At 58.2% G+C, this 18155-nt stretch carries 17 protein-coding genes; 10 read left to right on the top strand and 7 right to left on the bottom strand.

The features are described 5' to 3' along the window. Positions 1–471: 471 nt before the first annotated feature. Positions 472–2091 (top strand): GMC family oxidoreductase, encoded by a 1620-nt coding sequence (locus AC2FF8_RS19790; protein ID WP_496880545.1) that lies wholly within the window; start codon positions 472–474, stop codon positions 2089–2091. A 5-nt stretch (positions 2092–2096) separates the two neighbouring features. On the opposite strand, the gene AC2FF8_RS19795 is transcribed toward AC2FF8_RS19790, so the two are convergent. Continuing rightward, entirely contained in the window at positions 2097–2942 is an 846-nt protein-coding gene (locus AC2FF8_RS19795) for an SDR family oxidoreductase (RefSeq protein WP_496880546.1), read from the bottom strand. A gap of 88 nt (positions 2943–3030) precedes the next feature. Here AC2FF8_RS19795 and AC2FF8_RS19800 point away from each other — a divergent pair, with 88 nt between their 5' ends. Beyond that, positions 3031–3663 carry a class I SAM-dependent DNA methyltransferase gene (locus AC2FF8_RS19800; RefSeq protein WP_496880547.1) on the top strand — a complete coding sequence of 211 codons (633 nt, stop codon included), beginning with the start codon at positions 3031–3033 and terminating at the stop codon, positions 3661–3663. A 57-nt stretch (positions 3664–3720) separates the two neighbouring features. Here the strand turns inward: AC2FF8_RS19800 and AC2FF8_RS19805 are convergent, their stop codons facing one another. Beyond that, a complete protein-coding gene (locus AC2FF8_RS19805; protein WP_496880548.1) occupies positions 3721–4476 on the bottom strand; it encodes a class II aldolase and adducin N-terminal domain-containing protein in 756 nt (251 codons plus the stop codon). 112 nt (positions 4477–4588) lie between these two features. On the opposite strand from AC2FF8_RS19805, the gene AC2FF8_RS19810 reads away from it, so the two are divergent. From AC2FF8_RS19810 to AC2FF8_RS19830, 5 genes are all read left to right on the top strand, one after another. Then, on the top strand, positions 4589–5458 hold the full coding sequence (locus AC2FF8_RS19810; RefSeq protein WP_496880549.1) for a LysR substrate-binding domain-containing protein: 870 nt from the start codon (positions 4589–4591) through the stop codon (positions 5456–5458). Between the two features lie 178 nt (positions 5459–5636). Next, complete coding sequence (ade, locus tag AC2FF8_RS19815; RefSeq protein WP_496880550.1) at positions 5637–7439, top strand: adenine deaminase; 1803 nt, start codon at positions 5637–5639, stop codon at positions 7437–7439. After that, on the top strand, positions 7436–8899 hold the full coding sequence (locus AC2FF8_RS19820) for an AMP nucleosidase (RefSeq protein ID WP_496880551.1): 1464 nt from the start codon (positions 7436–7438) through the stop codon (positions 8897–8899). Before ade ends, AC2FF8_RS19820 begins: the two co-directional genes overlap by 4 nt. 130 nt (positions 8900–9029) lie before the next feature. Continuing rightward, positions 9030–9317, top strand: a complete 288-nt coding sequence (locus tag AC2FF8_RS19825) for an HU family DNA-binding protein (protein ID WP_117871130.1) — start codon at positions 9030–9032, stop codon at positions 9315–9317. 478 nt (positions 9318–9795) lie between these two features. Further along, positions 9796–10155 (top strand): CHAP domain-containing protein, encoded by a 360-nt coding sequence (locus AC2FF8_RS19830; RefSeq protein WP_480685484.1) that lies wholly within the window; start codon positions 9796–9798, stop codon positions 10153–10155. Positions 10156–10357: 202 nt separating this feature from the next. Here AC2FF8_RS19830 and AC2FF8_RS19835 read toward each other — a convergent pair whose 3' ends face one another. Next, positions 10358–11554: a BCCT family transporter gene (locus AC2FF8_RS19835; protein WP_496880567.1), complete on the bottom strand. Its 1197-nt coding sequence runs from the start codon at positions 11552–11554 to the stop codon at positions 10358–10360. A 182-nt stretch (positions 11555–11736) separates the two neighbouring features. Between AC2FF8_RS19835 and AC2FF8_RS19840 the strand changes: the two genes are divergently transcribed. Continuing rightward, the gene (locus AC2FF8_RS19840; RefSeq protein ID WP_496880552.1) at positions 11737–12624 is read left to right on the top strand and encodes a DMT family transporter; all 888 of its coding nucleotides are present in this window, start codon (positions 11737–11739) and stop codon (positions 12622–12624) included. Here AC2FF8_RS19840 and AC2FF8_RS19845 read toward each other — a convergent pair. After that, positions 12600–13121, bottom strand: coding sequence for a glutathione peroxidase (locus tag AC2FF8_RS19845; protein ID WP_496874069.1), 522 nt, complete (start codon positions 13119–13121; stop codon positions 12600–12602). The two genes, AC2FF8_RS19840 and AC2FF8_RS19845, sit on opposite strands and share 25 nt — an antisense overlap. Before the next feature lie 145 nt (positions 13122–13266). Between AC2FF8_RS19845 and msrB the strand changes: the two genes are divergently transcribed. Together msrB and msrA are read left to right on the top strand one after the other, a co-directional pair. Further along, the gene (msrB, locus tag AC2FF8_RS19850) at positions 13267–13713 is read left to right on the top strand and encodes a peptide-methionine (R)-S-oxide reductase MsrB (protein WP_496880553.1); all 447 of its coding nucleotides are present in this window, start codon (positions 13267–13269) and stop codon (positions 13711–13713) included. Further along, positions 13713–14225: a peptide-methionine (S)-S-oxide reductase MsrA gene (gene msrA, locus AC2FF8_RS19855; protein WP_170345951.1), complete on the top strand. Its 513-nt coding sequence runs from the start codon at positions 13713–13715 to the stop codon at positions 14223–14225. The genes msrB and msrA overlap by 1 nt, the downstream gene beginning before the upstream one ends. A 39-nt stretch (positions 14226–14264) precedes the next feature. Here the strand turns inward: msrA and AC2FF8_RS19860 are convergent, their stop codons facing one another. The 3 genes from AC2FF8_RS19860 to fzlA form a co-directional block, all read right to left on the bottom strand. After that, complete coding sequence (locus tag AC2FF8_RS19860; protein WP_496880554.1) at positions 14265–16268, bottom strand: hydantoinase/oxoprolinase family protein; 2004 nt, start codon at positions 16266–16268, stop codon at positions 14265–14267. 72 nt (positions 16269–16340) lie between these two features. Beyond that, on the bottom strand, positions 16341–17378 hold the full coding sequence (gene queG / locus AC2FF8_RS19865) for a tRNA epoxyqueuosine(34) reductase QueG (RefSeq protein ID WP_496880555.1): 1038 nt from the start codon (positions 17376–17378) through the stop codon (positions 16341–16343). 75 nt (positions 17379–17453) lie between these two features. Next, positions 17454–18119, bottom strand: coding sequence for an FtsZ-binding protein FzlA (gene fzlA / locus AC2FF8_RS19870; protein WP_496880568.1), 666 nt, complete (start codon positions 18117–18119; stop codon positions 17454–17456). Between the last annotated feature and the right edge of the window lie 36 nt (positions 18120–18155).

The raw sequence follows: 18155 nt of genomic DNA on the forward strand, positions 1-18155 counted from the left end.
CGTCTCAACCGTCTTTCCAGTCCGTCAGGCCAGCTATCCGACCCATCAGCACCGCCTCAGCAGCGCCGGTGAAGGGGTATTTACGGATTAGGCCTGAGACCTGCAACCCCCATTTTCAAAAAACTTTGCATTTCGCGTCGATTTCTTGTGTTTATTAACTAAAACAATGAGTTAGTTTGACAAATCAAGATTCTCAGGCCACCTGGAACGTGCGGATTTCCCAAGAAGGAACCCTAAGACTCGCCCCTGCGGGGGAATCGAGAGGTTCGGCAGACAGAAACGATCTGCAAAACCTTTCCGCACCTTTCGTGCAGCCCGGACCTGACCCTCAAGAAAAGGCTGGGTTACGCAAAAACTGACTTTGGGTCACAGTTGTTTTTTTGCTCCATTAACGCACTCTCACCGGGAAGGTGGTAACCTTGCCCGACCAGTCAATGAAACGAATACGTCGCAAGAGGTGCGCAAGACAGAATGGATTTCGACTATATCATCGTAGGCGGCGGTTCGGCCGGCTCGGTTCTGGCCAACCGCCTGAGCGAAGATCCATCCACAAGTGTCTGCCTGCTTGAAGCGGGTGGTGGTGGGAAAAGTCTTTTCGTCAGAATGCCTGCCGCTGTCGTGACCGCACTTCCGGGGCGCCCCAGAATCAACAACTGGGCCTTTGAAACGGTCCCGCAGCCCGGTCTGAACGGGCGCAGAGGCTATCAACCTCGCGGCAAGGCACTGGGCGGCTCGAGCGCGATCAACGCCATGCTGTATGTACGCGGTCAGCGGCAGGACTATGATGGCTGGGCCGATCTGGGCTGCGACGGCTGGGACTGGGACAGTGTAGTGCCATATTTCAAACGGGCCGAAAACAATGAGCTTGGCGCAGACAGCGTGCATGGTGACAGCGGGCCGTTACAGGTTTCACGGCAAAAAGAGCCTCGTCCAATCACCCATGCGTTCATTCAAGCCGCACAGCAGCTGCAACACCGCCATACCGAAGACTTCAACCGCGGCGACAACGAAGGCGTCGGCCTGTACCAGGTCACCCAGTTTCACGACCCGGCAAAGAATGGAGAACGGTGTTCTGCGGCGGCTGGTTATCTTTTTCCAGTTTCCGACCGCCCGAACCTGAAGGTCATCACGCATGCACATGCCAGCAGGCTGCGCTTTGAAGGCAAGCGCGCGACGGGCGTTGTATACCGGGCGAAAGGCAAGGGCGCAGACATCACCATCCGGGCGAAGCGCGAAGTCCTGCTGTGCGCAGGCGCTTTGAAATCGCCACAACTGCTTCAGGTTTCGGGTGTTGGTGCAACGAGCGATCTTGAGCCGCACGGAATCGCTGTTCACCACGAACTGCCTGGCGTGGGGCAGAACTTGCAGGATCATCTGGATTTCGCGTTGATCTTCAAAACCATGGACACCGACAATTTTGGTATCGGCCCCGCAGGGGCAGCGCGGTTGTTGAGACATATTCAAAGGTGGAGCAAGACGGGCGTCTCGATGGCGGCCACCCCATTTGCCGAAGGCGCAGCGTTTCTGAAAACCACCCCCGATCTGGAGCGTCCCGACATTCAGCTGCATTTCACCATCGCAATGGTCGATGATCATGCCCGCAAACTGCATTACGGGTACGGGTACAGTTGCCATGTTTGCAAGCTGCGACCGGAAAGTCGGGGGACCGTAGGCCTGAACAGCGCAGATCCCATGGTGGCCCCCGCCATCGATCCGGGGTTTCTGTCGGACAAACGCGATCTGCAAACCATGATCAAAGGCGCGCGAATGGCGCGGGATATCCTCAACGCGCCAGCTTTGGCCAAGTATCGGCACAAAGAACTGTTCGGCACCGATACCGCCCAGACCGATCAGGATTGGGAGGAGCACATCCGCGCCCGCGCCGACACGATCTATCACCCGGTGGGCACCTGCAAGATGGGCGTAGACGAAATGGCGGTCGTCGACCCCCAGCTTCGCGTACGAGGGCTTGAAGGCCTGCGGATCGTCGATGCCTCGGTGATGCCGACATTGGTATCGGGCAATACAAACGCACCCACCATCATGATAGCCGAAAAAGCGGCCGACATGATCAAAGCGGCGGCGATGTAACGGCGCTACTTGCCTTTCATCAGGGCTTCCAACCCGACACGGTAATTGGGATAGATCAGATCAATACCCAGTTCTTCCTTGATCCGGTCGTTTCGAACCCGCTTGTTTTCGTTGTAGAAACTGCGCGCCATCGGCGACAGATCGGCGTCGTCGAACCGGACCGCAGGAGGCAGGGGCAGACCCTGCAACTCGGCAGCATAGCCTATGACATCCTGCGGCGGGACCGGTTCGTCGTCACATACATTATAGACCCGTCCCGGATTCGGCTTCATCATCGAAGCTTCCAGGATCTGCGCGATGTCTTCCACATGAATGCGCGAGAACACCTGCCCCGGCTTGATAATGCGCCGCAACCCACCACGCTTGAGCTTGGAAAACGGCCCGCGCCCCGGCCCGTAGATACCCGCCAGGCGGAAGACATGAACAGGCAGGCCCGGAATGGCCGACCATTGCGCCTCGGCCAGCATACGCCATCTGCCGCGCTTGGCGGTCGGTGCAGGTGGTGTGTCCTCATCCACCCAGCCACCCTGATGGTCGCCATAGACGGCCGTTGTCGACAAATAGCCCACCCATTCGAACTGACTGGACCGCTTGGCGATTTCATCGCCCAGCGCCGCCAAAACCGGATCACCCGCTTCAACTGGCGCCGTCGAGATCAGCAAATGGCTCACCCCATCAAGGTTCGGTGCCTCACCCGGCCAGATCAGCGGCTCGGCGCCAGAGGCCCGAATTGCGGCCATCCCTTCACGGTCTCGCGTCGTGCCAACAGTTTTCCAGCCTTTCGGGGCAAGGTTTCGGGACAGGGCCTGGGCAGAATAGCCATGGCCGAAGGAAAAGAGCGTCTTGGTCATGCCCCTTTGATGATCTGCGCCGTACCGGGATGCAAGCGCCGCATGGACGCACTTGAATCGAATCTTCGAATGCGCCTTTCTGTTGGTCATGAGCAAAAAAACACCTGACCTGCATTCGGCCTACGCGCTGAGTTCTCCGGACGAGAACAGACAGCTCTATGCGGAATGGGCAGGAGATTATGATGACGGTTTCGCCGCGCGCGAAGACTATCAGCTTCACACCCACACGGCGCGGGCATTTGTCGGCGCGGGCGGTCAGGGGCCCGTTCTGGATGTCGGCGCAGGAACCGGCCTGTGCGGCGCGGTGCTGTCGGCGCTAGGCGTCGGACCCATTGATGCAACCGATATCAGCGCAGAGATGCTGGATCAGGCGATGCGCAAGGACATTTACCGGGACGCGATCGAGGCTGATCTGACACAGGGCATCCCCGTTCCGCGTCACAGATATTCCGGCATAGTTTCATCCGGCACTTTCACACATGGTCATTTGGGCCCTGAGGTGTTGCCCGAACTGTTACGCGTGGCGCGGCACGGGGCGCAGTTTGCCCTTTCGATCAATGCGCGCCATTACAAGGAACTGGGTTTTGCTGACGCTTTCCGCAAACTGGAACAGGATCAGATTCGCAACCTGACCCTGCCCGAAGTCCGCATATACGGAGATCTCGCGGCTGGCCCCAACAAGGATGACACCGCTTTGATCGCTTTGTTTGAACGGGTTTGAGTCCGGTTATTCGGATGCAATCAAACCCCCCGCTTCGACCAGGCGCATCGCTTTGCCTCAGGTCGCGTAGTCCGAACTTTCGGAATCAAGGATCACTTTGATCTCACGCAGGTGCGCCTCGGCCTGATCGGGATAGGCATCCAGCTCTTGCGCTGTTTTCTCGGCAATCTCATCGGACAATACGCGCAGGGGCAGCCCGGTCTGCAAGGCACGAATGTAGGTTTCGGCCGCGCGTTCGAAATAATACAGCCTGTTGAAGGTGTCGGCAGGGTCGCTGCCGATGACCAGAACACCGTGATTGCCCATGATCATGACCTTCTTCCTGGGATCGGACAGCATCCCGGCGCAGCGCTCACCCTCGCTTTCAAAGGCCAGACCTCCGAATTCTTCATCAACCACGTAACGGTTGTAAAAGGTCGCCGTGTTCTGATCGATCGGCGGCAATGAACTGTCGGCCAATGAGGCCAGAACGGTTGCAAAGATCGAATGCACATGCATGACGCAACGCGCATGAGGGCAGTGGCGGTGGATTGAGCCGTGCAGCCCCCAGGCCGTCGGGTCCGGGGCACCTGGTTGTTCCATCACATGCGGGTCATTGGCATCCAGCAACAAAAGATCCGAGGCACGAATGCGCGCAAAGTGCACCTGATTGGGGTTCATCAGAAACTGCGTGCCGTCATCATTCACCGCCAGGCTGAAATGGTTGGCAACCGCCTCATGCATGTTCAGCCGGGCCGTCCAGCGGAAGGCGGCGGCCATATCCACGCGCTCGGACCAATGGTCGATATTGGGACGAAGACTGGTGAGGCTCATGCTCGGCTCCTTTCGCGGCTGGTCGTGGCCAAACCTGCATGGGGTCCGGCAGTTTGACCAACGAAAAAAACACGACTATCCCATTAGCTGAACTTATGCCGAGGTTATGTCGATGCAGAACAAGCTGCCGCCGCTTGGCTGGTTGCGCACTTTCGAAGCCGCCGCACGCCATCTCTCGTTTACCGGCGCGGCACGAGACCTGAACATGACGCAAAGCGCCGTCAGCCAGCAGATCAAATCTTTGGAGGGGCATCTGGGGCAGCCACTGTTTCTGCGTCGACCCAAAGCATTGGAACTGACCGAGGCCGGAATCACCTATCTGCCAGTTGTGCGAGATGCCTTTCGGACACTGATGCGCGGAACCCGGGCAGTTACCGGTGCGCAACCAAACGCGGTTCAAGTGCAATGCAACATCAGCTTTGCCGTCAACTGGCTGGCCCCGCGCCTGCCGGCATTTCGGGCGGAACATCCACATGTTCAATTGAACGTCTTCACCGAGCTTTGGGAACCGCGCGAAATGGCCGAAGGCGCAGCGGTCGAGATTCGGTTCTCGCTTCGTCCGTCGGATACGGTCCGAACCGAAATTCTGTGCACCGAACACTATTATCCGGTCTGCGCTCCCGGATATCCGGTATGCCTGGAAAACCTTCAGGAACAGCCACTTTTCGACTGCTCCAACCTGCTGTCCAACTGGCCAAGTTGGGCGGAAGATCAGGGTCTGAATTGGGAAAATCCGCCGATAACCTACGCGACGACCTACCTGGTTTGCCTGTCAGCGGTCATGGCTGGCGGTGGTCTTTGCCTGGCACATGACACGATCGCCAGTCATCTGATCAAGCGCGGTCAACTGGTTGCGCCATTTGAGCACCGCGTTCGAATGCCCGAGTCCTACTATCTGCTGCTGTCCCCACAGGCCGAGGACACACCCGGCGCCGTGGCCTTTGCCAACTGGGTGCGGCGTGAGATCTGGTCTGCGGCATAAAGGGAAGTACTCCCGCCCAACGGCAATGCCCCGCCGGGGCATCTTCGTAGGTTGGGCAGGGCAGCGCTGACGCGCTGCGGGCGCGCCCGGACCAGAAAGCATACCCAATACACATGAGGAATCCCCAACACCGAAGAACCGGGGTTGCACCCGCTGGCGCATTCGTGAAAGTTGAGCCATGGAATACACACCTTTCCCAAGCTGGCCCGATGTCGCCCCCAAATTGATCGCAGTTGCAGCCGGACGTGAGGCGGCGGACACGGTCATTCAGGGCGGAATCTGGGCGAACGTACACAGCCGCGAATTGCTGCCGGATCATTCCGTGGCGATTGCTGCCGGGCGCATTGCATTCGTCGGGCCGGATGCCTCGCATTGCGTGGGGCCGGATACGGAAATCATCGAAGCACAAGGGCGCTACATTCTGCCCGGCTTGTGTGATGCGCATATGCATATCGAATCCGGCATGCTGACCCCCGCCGAGTTCGCCCGGGCCGTCATCCCGCATGGAACGACCAGCATGTTCACCGATCCGCATGAAATCGCCAACGTGCTGGGTCTGGACGGCGTGCGCATGATGCATGACGAAGCGATGATGCAACCGGTCAATATATTCACTCAGATGCCATCCTGCGCGCCATCCGCACCGGGGTTGGAGACGACGGGCTATGAAATCACGCCCGAAGACGTGACCGAGGCGATGAACTGGCCGGGTATCATCGGACTGGGTGAGATGATGAATTTCCCGGGCGTGATCCATGGTGATCCCAAGATGCTGGCCGAGATTGCAGCCACTCAACGGGCCGGGAAAACAGTCGGAGGGCACTATGCTTCGCCCGATTTAGGGCCTGATTTTGCGGCTTACGTGGCGGGTGGCCCCGCAGATGATCACGAAGGCACGTGCGAGGCCGACGCCATTGCACGGGTTCGCCAGGGGATGCGCTCGATGATGCGTCTGGGCTCGGCCTGGTATGATGTGGAAAGCCAGATTACTGCCGTGACAGAAAAAGGGCTGGATCCGCGCAACTTCATTCTGTGCACGGATGACTGTCATTCCGGCACATTGGTAAATGACGGGCATATGAACCGCGTCGTACGTCATGCCATTGCCTGCGGGTGTGACCCGCTGATCGCGTTGCAAATGGCGACGATCAACACGGCAACGCATTTCGGGCTGGAACGCGAGATTGGTTCCGTGACTCCGGGGCGGCGGGCGGATATCATCCTCAGCTCGGATCTGACTGAGTTGCCGATTGAGATGGTGATGGCCCGCGGGCAGGTGGTCGCGGAAAACGGTTCTATCAAAGTGGACTGTCCACATCTGAACTGGCCCGAAAAATCACGCAACACCGTGCATCTGGGGCATGAACTGACGTCGGCCGATTTTGAGATCAAGGCACCGGAAGGGGCCAACAAAGTTCAGGCCAACGTCATCGGCGTGGTGGAAAACCAGGCCCCGACCGAGGCATTGAAGGCTGAATTACCGATCATTGGCGGGCTGGTCGAGGGCGAAGGCGAAGTGTGCCAAATTGCGCTGGTCGAGCGGCACCAGGCCACCGGTGGCGTCACCAATGCTTTTGTTTCGGGCTTTGGCTATCAGGGAAAAATGGCCATGGCCTCGACCGTGGCGCATGACAGTCATCACATGATCGTCGTCGGTACGGACCGGGATCAGATGGCGCTGGCCGCCAACCGCCTGGCCGAAGTGGGCGGTGGCATCACCTTGTTCCGGGACGGGCAGGAACTGGCGCTGGTCGAGCTGCCCATCGCAGGCCTTATGTCCGACAGCCCTGCCGCCGAAGTCGCAGCCAAGGCCGACAGGATGGTGCAGGCGATGCAGGACTGCGGCTGTCATCTGAACAACGCGTACATGCAGCATTCATTGCTGGCGCTGGTCGTGATTCCCGAGCTTCGAATCTCGGATCTCGGGTTGGTCGACGTACGCACATTCGAAAAAATAGAACTTCTGGAACCATTGGCATGACGACACTCCTGACACCGCAAGCACCCGCGCCAGAACAGTTTACCGATCCCGCCGCCGCTGTTGCACGGCTGGAAGAGCTGTACGTGCAGGCCACCGATTTCCTGTGCGACAGCTTTGCGGACGCCATGGGAAATGGGGCGCCCGCCGCGAGATACAGAGCCTATTACCCGGAAATTCGCATCAAAACCTCGACCTATGCCCAAGTCGACAGCCGCCTGAGCTTTGGTCACGTGTCCGAACCCGGCGTTCACGCCACGACGGTGACACGCCCGGATTTGTTCAGATCCTACCTGACGCAACAGATCGCACTGTTGATCAAGAACCATGGCCAGCCTGTGACGATTGCGGCGTCGGACACACCGATTCCGGTGCATTTTGCCGTGGCAAACAATCCCGATCTTGTCGTGCCTCATCAGGGCGCGGCCGACTTCACCCTGCGCGATGTGTTTGATGTTCCGGACCTGACAACCACCAATGATGACATCGTCAATGGCGTACATGACCATGATGATGCCGTTGGACCCTTGTCTCTTTTTACCGCTCAACGTGTGGATTATTCGCTTGCGAGGCTGGCACACTATACCGCAACTGACGCAGGTCACTTTCAGAACCACGTGTTGTTCACGAACTACCAGTTCTATGTCTCGGAATTCGAAAACTACGCCCGCGAGCAATTGGCGGATCCTGCCAGCGGCTATACCAGCTTTGTTTCAACCGGCAATGCCGAGATCACGGACCCCAAGACACCTATCGAACAACCGCTGAAACTGCCGCAAATGCCGACCTACCACCTGAAGCGCGAAGATGGTTCGGGAATTACGTTGGTGAACATCGGTGTTGGCCCATCCAATGCAAAGACCGCCACCGACCATATTGCAGTTCTGCGCCCACACGCGTGGCTGATGGTTGGTCACTGCGCCGGGTTGCGCAATACGCAGGCTTTGGGTGATTTCGTTCTGGCCCACGCCTATCTGCGCGAAGACAAGGTTCTGGATGACGATCTGCCGGTCTGGGTGCCGATCCCGCCTCTGGCCGAAGTACAGGTGGCGCTGGAACACGCCGTGGCCGAAGTGACCAAACTGGAAGGGTATGAGCTGAAGCGGATCATGCGGACGGGCACTGTGGCCTCGGTCGACAACCGAAACTGGGAGTTGCGCGATCAGTCCGGTCCGGTCCAGCGACTCAGCCAATCCCGGGCAATCGCGCTGGATATGGAAAGTGCCACCATTGCCGCGAACGGCTATCGGTTCCGCGTTCCGTACGGCACTTTGCTGTGCGTTTCGGACAAACCCCTGCACGGGGAATTGAAGCTGCCGGGCATGGCGTCTTCGTTTTATACCACTCAGGTCAGCCGACATCTGGCCATCGGCATCAAGGCGATGGAACATCTGCGCGGCATGCCGTTGGAGCGTTTGCACAGCCGGAAATTGCGCTCCTTCGACGAAACGGCCTTCCTCTGACGCAAAAAAGCAACGTTTTCCCCATATTTTTAGGGGTTTCAGCGCTACTATTCGTTGTGTTTGGCCACAATATCCCGTTACAGTTACGCGGTGAGGCCCTATAGATCGGGCACGTTAAGGAGACCAAGAAATGGCAAAGCCTATGACAAAGACTCAGCTGGTTGCTGCTCTCGCTGAGGAAATGGGAACCGACAAGAAATCCGCGAACTCCGCGCTGGAGGCCATCACCGGCCTGATCACCCGCGAAGTTTCGGCCGGTGGCGCAGTGACCCTGCCCGGCGTCGGAAAAATCTACTGCCGCGAACGCCCCGAGCGTCAGGTTCGCAACCCGGCCACTGGTGAGACCTTCACCAAAGAAGCCGACAAGGTTGTGAAAATGACCATCGCCAAAGCGCTGAAAGACAGCGTGAACGGCTGATTTCAGCTTTTCCAGTCAACGATAAAGGGCCGCCTTCGGGGGGCCCTTTTTCTATCGTCTTGAATGTTTTGTGCCTGCGGGTTTTGAGCCCGTTTCGCACAGCATGTGTCGGGCCGGAATTCGCCACCAAGGGGAAAATGCGCCTTCAAGGGCAGCCATTGACCTGAACCTGGGTCGGACAACTGGCAAAATCTTGCCGTGCGTTGACGGGCCTCTTTTCAAGGCTTGTCCGATCATCTTACAACTTCGTCAATCTTCGAACCGGCAATGAAGCATCTTGCAAAACAGCGTCTGTAGAAAGAAAACGACTTGGCCGCGCTTGTCCGGCAGTGCCCGTTCCGCGATTGCGGTGGGTTTAATCACTCTTGTCTCTGCCTGTGCGCAAAACACCAACTATGAGAATCTCGATCCCGAACGTCAGTTGATGGCGCTGCAAGAGGTCTCGAAAAAGCGGGCCCGAGGGCAAAGAGTATGGTGCGTGCCCTACGCCCGAGACCTCAGCGGTATTGAAATTCGTGGCAATGCGAAGGACTGGTGGCGGAAGGCGCAGAAAGTGTTCGAGCGCGGCAAGGAACCGGTTGTTGGTGCGGTAATGTCGTTTCGGGCAACCCGCGGGATGCCCCTGGGCCATGTGGCTGTCGTATCCGATATCGTCTCCGATCGGGAAGTCATCGTGAATCATGCAAATTGGCACCGCAACAAGGTGTCGTTGCAAATGGGCGTCAAGGATGTCTCGAAAAACAATGACTGGACGTTGGTCCGGGTTGAAAGCCAACCGGGCCGTTACGGCAATCCCTACCCGGTAAACGGGTTCATCTATCCGGCGGTTGACGAATAGCCTTGCCCAACCTCATTTCACGGGTCGGTTGATCGCACCGCGGGCAACATTCCTTTTGATCGTATCGCAAAGGCAGCCGCCGCCCGGTTTGGGATGCCGCGTGGTTGAAAAGCCTGCAAATTGTTCGGAGCAGTGAGAGTGTGCGGACAAAACAAAAACGGGCACCAAAGGCGCCCGTTTCTGTTCCGTGTCTCTGGTCCGGTCAGTGGACCGTTTCAACCTTGTGGAAGTCCAGATCACGGTCTTCTGGCATTGAATCGATACTCATCACCTCCTGGCGTTTGGTGATCAGGATATAGACGACGCAGGCCAGATACAGGCCAACCACGACCGCTCCGATCCACTGGATTTGCAGCCACTGGCTCTGGAACAGCAGGGTCAGGACAAACAGCAGCGCGACGTTGCCAGCCACATAGATCGCCTTTCCGAACCGCTCGACGGTCAGGTTCAGGTTGTCGGTGTACAGACGGATCAGCGAGTCCAATGAGTTGATCACGAACGTCACACCCACGATAACCATCGCAATGTTGGTGATGCCTGCGGTGCTGATGCCGTTCAGGTGGTAATAGTAAAGAACGGTGAACCAGATCCCCAGCGGGATGGACGGGAAGATCAACAGCGCGGCCAGCAACTGCCACGTGGTCAGACCACCCACGAAGCGCGACGTAAACTGTCCGATCATGATCGACCATGCAAACCACCAGAACAGGTAGAACGCATGATAGTCGGTCAACGGCAGGACGAACTTGTGCAGGTTGGCGAAATAGGCCCCGATATTGCTGCCGGTTTCCACGAACCCGGTCACGCCCATGCCTGCGGCTGCCCACATGCCCAGAATCAGGGCAAGGAACAGAAAGGTCGAACCGACGGACAGGATGCGAACGTATTTCAGATCGGTCGAGGAATAGGCCGCCGCCAGAATGACGACAAACACGATGATGTAGAAGGTGGTGACGACGGATTCACCATCTCCGACCTCGGGCAGATAGCCGGGCAGGTAGATCAGGAACAGGCTGGCGGTGAAGGCGCAGGTGCCGATGATGACCACGTTGTTGATCAGCTTGACCAGCGGGATCTCAAAGAACCTCACGCGGGGTTCGATCACGCAGAAGTAGAAGGCGGTCAGGAAATAGAAGGCCCAGATCAAAAAACCCCAGAATCCGAACTCGATGGCCAGCGGGTTCGCGAAGGCGTAAGCCGGGTCTTCGGCATATCCACCAAATTCGGTAAGTGGGAACATGATCAGACCGACATCCAGACCGGATGTGAACAGGATCGCGATGAACGTGAACAGATGAACCGGTGTCACGCCGACACAGCGCAGGTTCCACCATTTCACGACGAAAAAAGCGACCAGGCCCAATGCCAGCAGGACGCCGAAAGATAGAATGTACTCCAGAAGCACCGACAAACCTCCCTTGATATGTCAGATCGTGCCGCCGATATCTTTAATTGGCTAGTCAATCAATATAAACATGCACAAGGTTTTTCTTGCATCACGCATGTGTCTTTTTTGACGCGCACCGCTTGCGACCGATCCCGAAATCAGGGACAGTCCGCGCGAAGTGACAGGGGGTCTCCATGGATCTGCGCGCCATAGCCATGGGGCTGACATTTGCCCTGATCTGGTCATCTGCCTTTACCTCGGCGCGGATCATCGTGGCGGATGCGTCCCCTCTGTTTTCGCTGGCCTTGAGGTTTCTGATCTCGGGTGTTCTGGGGGTCATGATTGCCCGCTCGATGGGGCAAAGCTGGCACCTGACCCGAAACCAATGGCGCGCAACGATCCTGTTCGGGATCTGCCAAAATGCCCTGTATTTGGGTCTGAATTTCTATGCAATGCAAACGGTCGAGGCATCGGTCGCGGCCATAATCGCATCCACCATGCCCTTGTTGGTGGCGCTGGCGGGGTGGTTGATTTTCGGCGAAAAGCTGCGGCCATTGGGTGTTTTGGGTCTGTTCGCCGGTTTCGCCGGAGTCGCCCTTATCATGAGCAGTCGGATCAGCGCGGGCGTTGATATGTTCGGGGTCGCGCTTTGCGGTTTGGGTGCTCTTGCCTTGACCTTCGCAACCTTGGCCGTTCGCGGTGCAACGTCCGGCGGGAACTTCATGATGGTCGTCGGCCTGCAAATGCTGGTTGGTTCAGCCGCGCTGTTTGTGGCTGCTCCGGTCTTTGAAACCATCTACATCCACCCGACGTTGCCACTGGCGCTGGCCTTTACCTACACAACCCTTTTCCCCGGATTGCTGGCGACATTGATCTGGTTCCTGCTGTTGGACCGGATCGGAGCCGTTCGCGCTGCCACCTTCCACTTTTTGAACCCTGTGTTCGGGGTCACCATCGCGGCGATTCTGCTGGGCGAGAAGCTAGGCTCCATGGATGCGGTTGGCGTTGCCGTTACAACCCTTGGCATTCTTGCGGTTCAGCTTTCACGCCAGCCCGCTCAGGGCAGCAAAGCTTCGACCTGAGACAGCAGTTTGCGGGAATCGGGTTTTACATTTGACCCGAAGGTCGCCGCGACTTCACCCTCAGAATCGATCAGGATCTTGTTGAAGTTCCATTTGGGCGTGAACCCGGTCTGCGCGGCAACGGCCTTATAGAACGGGTGGGCCTCAGCCCCTTTGACCGGAGTGATATCCGTCATCGGCAGGGTTAGCCCATAGTTCATCTCGCAGAACTGTTTGACCTCACCTGCCGTTTCCAGCTCCTGATTGAACGAATCCGACGGCACCGCAAGAACGACCAGCCCTTTGCCGGAATAGACCTCATGTACCTTTTGCAGCGCCTTGTATTGCCCGGTAAACCCACATTGCGACGCGGTGTTGACCACCAGCACAGGTTGGCCGCGCCAATCTTCGATGGCCAATGTGCCTCCGTCGATCGAGTCGAACTCACCGGTCAGCGGCGCCGCCTGAACGGCGCGGCCCAGCAACATCAGGGCAGTCAAAAGCAGCAATCTCATCATGTCTTGTCCTCCCTTTCATCCTGATACGCGCGACTTTGTTGTTCAGATCACTTGCACGACTGCGAGAGCGGTTTGAAATATCGCTTTGCTTTCCACCCCGCAGCCCCCAGATAATGGCGCAAACACTATTTCAGCCGGAGGATCCATGACTCGCTATACCAAAGACCCCACGGCCATTGCTGCGCTTTCGCCCGAAGAGTTTCATGTCACTCAGCGCAGTGGTACGGAACGTCCGGGCACCGGAAAATACCTGAACAACAAAGAACCGGGCATTTATGTGGACATCGTATCAGGTGAACCGCTGTTTGCCTCGACCCACAAATACGAATCCGGGTGCGGATGGCCCAGTTTCACCAAGCCGATCGTGCACGAACATGTCGAAGAGTTCCGCGATACCACGCATGGCATGATCCGGACCGAGGTTCGTTCGAAACACGGCGACAGCCATCTGGGGCATGTCTTCCCGGACGGTCCGCTTGAACATGGTGGTTTGCGGTACTGCATAAACTCCGCCTCGCTTCGGTTCATTCATCGGGATGAGATGGAAGCCGAAGGTTATGGCGAATACCTGATTCATGTGGAGGATATCTGATGACCGAGCAACGCGCTGTACTGGCCGGGGGCTGCTTCTGGGGGATGCAGGACCTGATCCGCAAACTGCCGGGCGTGTCGCGTACACGGGTCGGCTATACCGGCGGCGACGTGCCCAACGCGACCTATCGCAACCACGGCACCCACGCGGAAGGGATCGAGATCTGGTTCGATCCGTCTCGGATCAGTTATCGCGACCTGCTGGAATTCTTCTTTCAGATCCATGACCCGACCACGGTCAACCGTCAGGGCAACGATATCGGCATGAGCTATCGATCTGCGATCTACTACGTGGATGACATGCAGAAACAGGTGGCTTTGGACACCATCGCCGACGTGAATGCCAGCGGCTTGTGGCCTGGAAAAGTCGTGACCGAGGTCGAACCCGTCGGAGACTTCTGGGAAGCCGAACCAGAGCATCAGGATTACCTGGAGCGGATCCCGAACGGCTATACCTGCCACTTCCCGCGTCAGGATTGGGTCCTGCCCAAACGCTCAAGCGCAGCAGAGTAAAGCACCACCTACCCGGCCCCTCTGAAGCTTTCAGGGGGGCTAGCCTGCGGCCACCCTCGGACGTCCGCTTGCCTCGACCGTGATCAGGGCCTCGACAAAAACATCCTTTGCCTCGACTCGCGCGGTTTTGATGTCACGATCCACGATCACGCGAATGTCTTCTGCGCCGGCTTCTCGTACTGCGCCCTCTGCTTCGGACATCAAAACCTTTTCCAACAGGGCCAGGGCGTCCTCTGACGCGGCGAAATCCTTCGGGCCATCCTCCAGATGCACACGATATCGCCCTTCCGCCGGGGATGTGACCGTGCCCGAGCGACGCAGAGTCAGCCGCCCCACGACAGCACCAATCGCATTGGCCACGCCCGCATGTTCCGGCAGGATCATTCGGCAATGCAGCCGCTCACCTACGGCAGGGTAGTAACTGGGGGCCGACGCCCCAAGGCCCACCACATCCACATTCAAAGCAGCACTCAGCGACAGCAACCCACGGTGTTGTGCCAACCCGCGCTGTGTCAGCACATGACGCGCCAAGTCTTGCGAAGGCAAACCAAAACCAACCTGCTCTTCGTCAAAAGCAGCCTCTAACAAGGTCAAACTGGTCTGTTCCGTCAATTGATCCACGATCATCTGGGCCAGCGCTTCGGGAGAGTTTGCCAACATATCCCCTGACCCGACCCGTTTGCGCGCCATCAGGTCCAATGCCTTGCGCGCCGCATCGACATCCCAGGCACGAACCCGCCCCAACACGTGGCTGGCATCAGATGGCGTAACCCCCGACACCTGGATGATTCCGCGATCGACAAGGCGCATCAGCGCCCCGTTCTCCATCCGCGACCGCAGCAGGGCGCTCAGGGGCAGAACGTGATCTCCCAGCCTCTCCAACAGGCTTTCTTCCCGCGCACCTACTCCTTCAGCATGGATGCCGGGCACGCGGCGGGCAAAGCGCGTATCATGCTCGCCCACGGTCGTGGCCCGCAATTGTTCATCCAGTACTGAATGCACAACGTCGGGTGCTTCTGATGCGATCAGCGAAACGGGCAACACGCGACGCGGGCCCAGGAAAACACCGCCCCGCAACCCTTCGGTCGCAACATGAACCTGACTGTCGCCGCCCAGACCGTGGGTTCGCATCGCCACGGCTTCGACCATGGTGCGAAACCCACCCACCTGCGCCCCGGCCGGGTCGATCGCGGGCTTTCCGTCCCGGATAAGCGCCACATCAGTGGTGGTTCCCCCGATGTCCGAGACCAGCGCATTCTCCGCTCCGGTAAGCCACCGCGCCCCGACGATAGAAGCCGCAGGCCCGCTGAGGATAGTCTCAATCGGCCGTTCCCGCGCCTGTTCCGCGCTCATCAGGGCGCCATCCCCGCGCACCACCATCATCGGTGCCGAAATCCCCAGCGCGTGCAGCTGATCCTGTGCACGCCCGATCAGGCGGTCGATCATCCCGATCAGCCGCGCATTCAGCACAGCCGTCACCGCGCGTTTCGGACCATTGAGCTTGGCGGACAAATGATGCGAACAGGTCACTGGCGCCCCGGTTCTTTCCGAGATCATGCGCGCCGCTTCCAACTCATGCGCCGGGTTGCGGGTGGCGAACTGGGCAGCAACCGCAAAGCCGGAAATCCCCTTATGCGAGTTCAAAAAGGCCTCAAGCGCTGCGATATCCAAGGCCGCAGCCTGCCCACCGGAATGGGTATGCCCACCGGCACTCACCAGGGCCGGATCGCCTTTCAACGCCTCTTTCAACCCGTGTTTTTCAAGATCACTGTCCTTGAACCCGATATAGATCAACGCGACACGGCCGCCCTGCCCCTCGACCAGAGCATTCGTGGCCAGCGTCGTCGACAATGACGCCATCGAGATCTGATCCGGCGTGACCTGCGCCTCTGCCAGCACAGACGAGATCGCCTTGCCCACACCAATCGCCAGATCCGCCCGGGTGGTCAGCGACTTGGCCGAGGCGATGACCTCTTTCTCATCCCTGATCAATACCGCGTCGGTATAGGTCCCGCCCGTATCTACCCCCAAAGACACCGTCATCGGGTCCTCCTCACTGTTCGCTGGGGATGGGTGTAGCGGTTATGCACGACACGTCCAGCCTGTTTGCGGCAATTATGACAGTTGTTCCACCGCCCAGCGCGCCGCGTCGGCCACGGTCTCGTCGGGGTCTTCCAACAGACGCTGAGCCACTGTTTTCAATTTCGACTGTCCCGAGTTTCCAATGGCATACAGAACGTTGCGCACGAACCGGTCCCGCCCGATACGTTTGATCGGCGAGCCCGAAAACTTTGCACGAAAAGCAGCATCGTCCAGCGCTGCCAGTTCTTCCAAACCGGGCGCTTTCAGATCGTCCCGGGCGGCATAGCGCATATCGCTCGCGGCGACGGCAAACTTGTTCCATGGACAGGCCGCCAGACAATCGTCGCAGCCATAGATCCGATTGCCCAACTTACCGCGCAGCTCATGGTCGACCGGGCCTTTATGTTCAATGGTCAGATAGGAAATGCACCGCCGTGCATCCAGTTGATACGGGGCCGGAAACGCATCGGTCGGGCAACTGTCCAGACAGGCGCGGCACGACCCGCAATGATCGATCTCTGAATTGTCTGCTGGCAGGTTCAGAGTAGAAAAAACAGACCCTATAAAGGCCCAATTTCCCCATTCGCGGCTTACAAGATTGGTATGCTTGCCCTGCCACCCCAGTCCGGCGGCATATCCCAGCGCCTTCTCGGGAACCGGCGCGGTATCGACAAATACCTTCACCTCGCCGCCGGCTTCGGCAATCAGCCATCGCGCCAACCGCTTCAGCCGCTTCTTGACCAGATCATGATAGTCCTTGTTCTGCGCATAGACCGAAATTGCACCACGATCCGGGTGTTTCAGAATCTCCGTCGGGTCATGTTCCGGCGTATAGCTTTCGGCCAACATGACCACCGATTGCGCCTCGGGCCAAAGGGCGGCAGGATCGCCACGCCAATGTGTGCGTTCGGCCATCCATCCCATTTGCCCGTGGTATCCGGCGTCCAGATATGCCCGCAAGCGTTTCGGCACCTGTGGAACATCCCAAGGGCGGCACACGCGACAGGCAACAAACCCCTCTGCCAAGGCTTGTTGCACCAGCTTTTCCTTAAGATCCGATCCGCTCTTCATCTGGCCAAAAATATCCTCGGGGGGAATCGCGCCCACGGCGCGATGGGGGGCAGACGGCCCCCCTTGCGCACCCTATCAGAAATCCAGATCAGCGTAATGGGGCGGTGGTCGGAACCCTGGCACCTGATCCGCCAGAATTGACCGAAATGCCGGTCGAGACTTGATCTTGGCATACCAGTCCTTGACCACCTGACTGCGGTTCCAGTCCACGTCCGAGATGTAATCCAGCGAAGACAGATGCGCGGCGGCCGCGAAATCCGCCAATGTCATCTGATCCCCGGCCAACCAACGGCGGTGATCCAGCAGCCATGCCATGTAATCCAGATGGTACTTGATCGCCTTGGCACCTTGTTTGACATTCTTGCTGTCCGGACACCCCTGCCCTGTCACCTTTTTGTTCACTCGCTCATACAACAGCTTCGATGTCACCTCGTGGTGAAACTTGTCGTCAAACCATCCGACCAGCCGTCGCACTTCGAACCTGGCTTCGGGGTTTTTCGGCATCAAAGCTGGCTCAGGCCGGGTTTCTTCGATGTATTCGCAGATGGCCGCGCTTTCCGACATGATCTGGCCGTCCAGACGCAAAACGGGTACTTTTCCCGCCGGGTTGCGCCGCAGAAAGTCGGGATCCTGTTCCCAGTATCGCTCTTCTACCAGCTCAACCTCGATCTTCTTCTCCGCCAGCGACAGACGGACCTTGCGGCAATACGGAGAGAGGGGAACGTGAAACAGACGCGCCATGGACTTCCATTCGAACCAGTGAATACCCGACAGATT

It is taken from the genome of Ruegeria sp. YTSA144 (genome assembly GCF_059610125.1).

Bases quoted from the DNA above. Each gene is read 5' to 3' on its own strand.
- AC2FF8_RS19790 (WP_496880545.1), top strand. From the start codon at position 472: ATGGATTTCGACTATATCATCGTAGGCGGCGGTTCGGCCGGCTCGGTT.
- AC2FF8_RS19795 (WP_496880546.1), bottom strand. From the start codon at position 2,942: ATGACCAAGACGCTCTTTTCCTTCGGCCATGGCTATTCTGCCCAGGCC.
- AC2FF8_RS19800 (WP_496880547.1), top strand. From the start codon at position 3,031: ATGAGCAAAAAAACACCTGACCTGCATTCGGCCTACGCGCTGAGTTCT.
- AC2FF8_RS19805 (WP_496880548.1), bottom strand. From the start codon at position 4,476: ATGAGCCTCACCAGTCTTCGTCCCAATATCGACCATTGGTCCGAGCGC.
- AC2FF8_RS19810 (WP_496880549.1), top strand. From the start codon at position 4,589: ATGCAGAACAAGCTGCCGCCGCTTGGCTGGTTGCGCACTTTCGAAGCC.
- ade (WP_496880550.1), top strand. From the start codon at position 5,637: ATGGAATACACACCTTTCCCAAGCTGGCCCGATGTCGCCCCCAAATTG.
- AC2FF8_RS19820 (WP_496880551.1), top strand. From the start codon at position 7,436: ATGACGACACTCCTGACACCGCAAGCACCCGCGCCAGAACAGTTTACC.
- AC2FF8_RS19825 (WP_117871130.1), top strand. From the start codon at position 9,030: ATGGCAAAGCCTATGACAAAGACTCAGCTGGTTGCTGCTCTCGCTGAG.
- AC2FF8_RS19840 (WP_496880552.1), top strand. From the start codon at position 11,737: ATGGATCTGCGCGCCATAGCCATGGGGCTGACATTTGCCCTGATCTGG.
- AC2FF8_RS19845 (WP_496874069.1), bottom strand. From the start codon at position 13,121: ATGATGAGATTGCTGCTTTTGACTGCCCTGATGTTGCTGGGCCGCGCC.
- msrB (WP_496880553.1), top strand. From the start codon at position 13,267: ATGACTCGCTATACCAAAGACCCCACGGCCATTGCTGCGCTTTCGCCC.
- msrA (WP_170345951.1), top strand. From the start codon at position 13,713: ATGACCGAGCAACGCGCTGTACTGGCCGGGGGCTGCTTCTGGGGGATG.
- AC2FF8_RS19860 (WP_496880554.1), bottom strand. From the start codon at position 16,268: ATGACGGTGTCTTTGGGGGTAGATACGGGCGGGACCTATACCGACGCG.
- queG (WP_496880555.1), bottom strand. From the start codon at position 17,378: ATGAAGAGCGGATCGGATCTTAAGGAAAAGCTGGTGCAACAAGCCTTG.
- fzlA (WP_496880568.1), bottom strand. From the start codon at position 18,119: ATGGCGCGTCTGTTTCACGTTCCCCTCTCTCCGTATTGCCGCAAGGTC.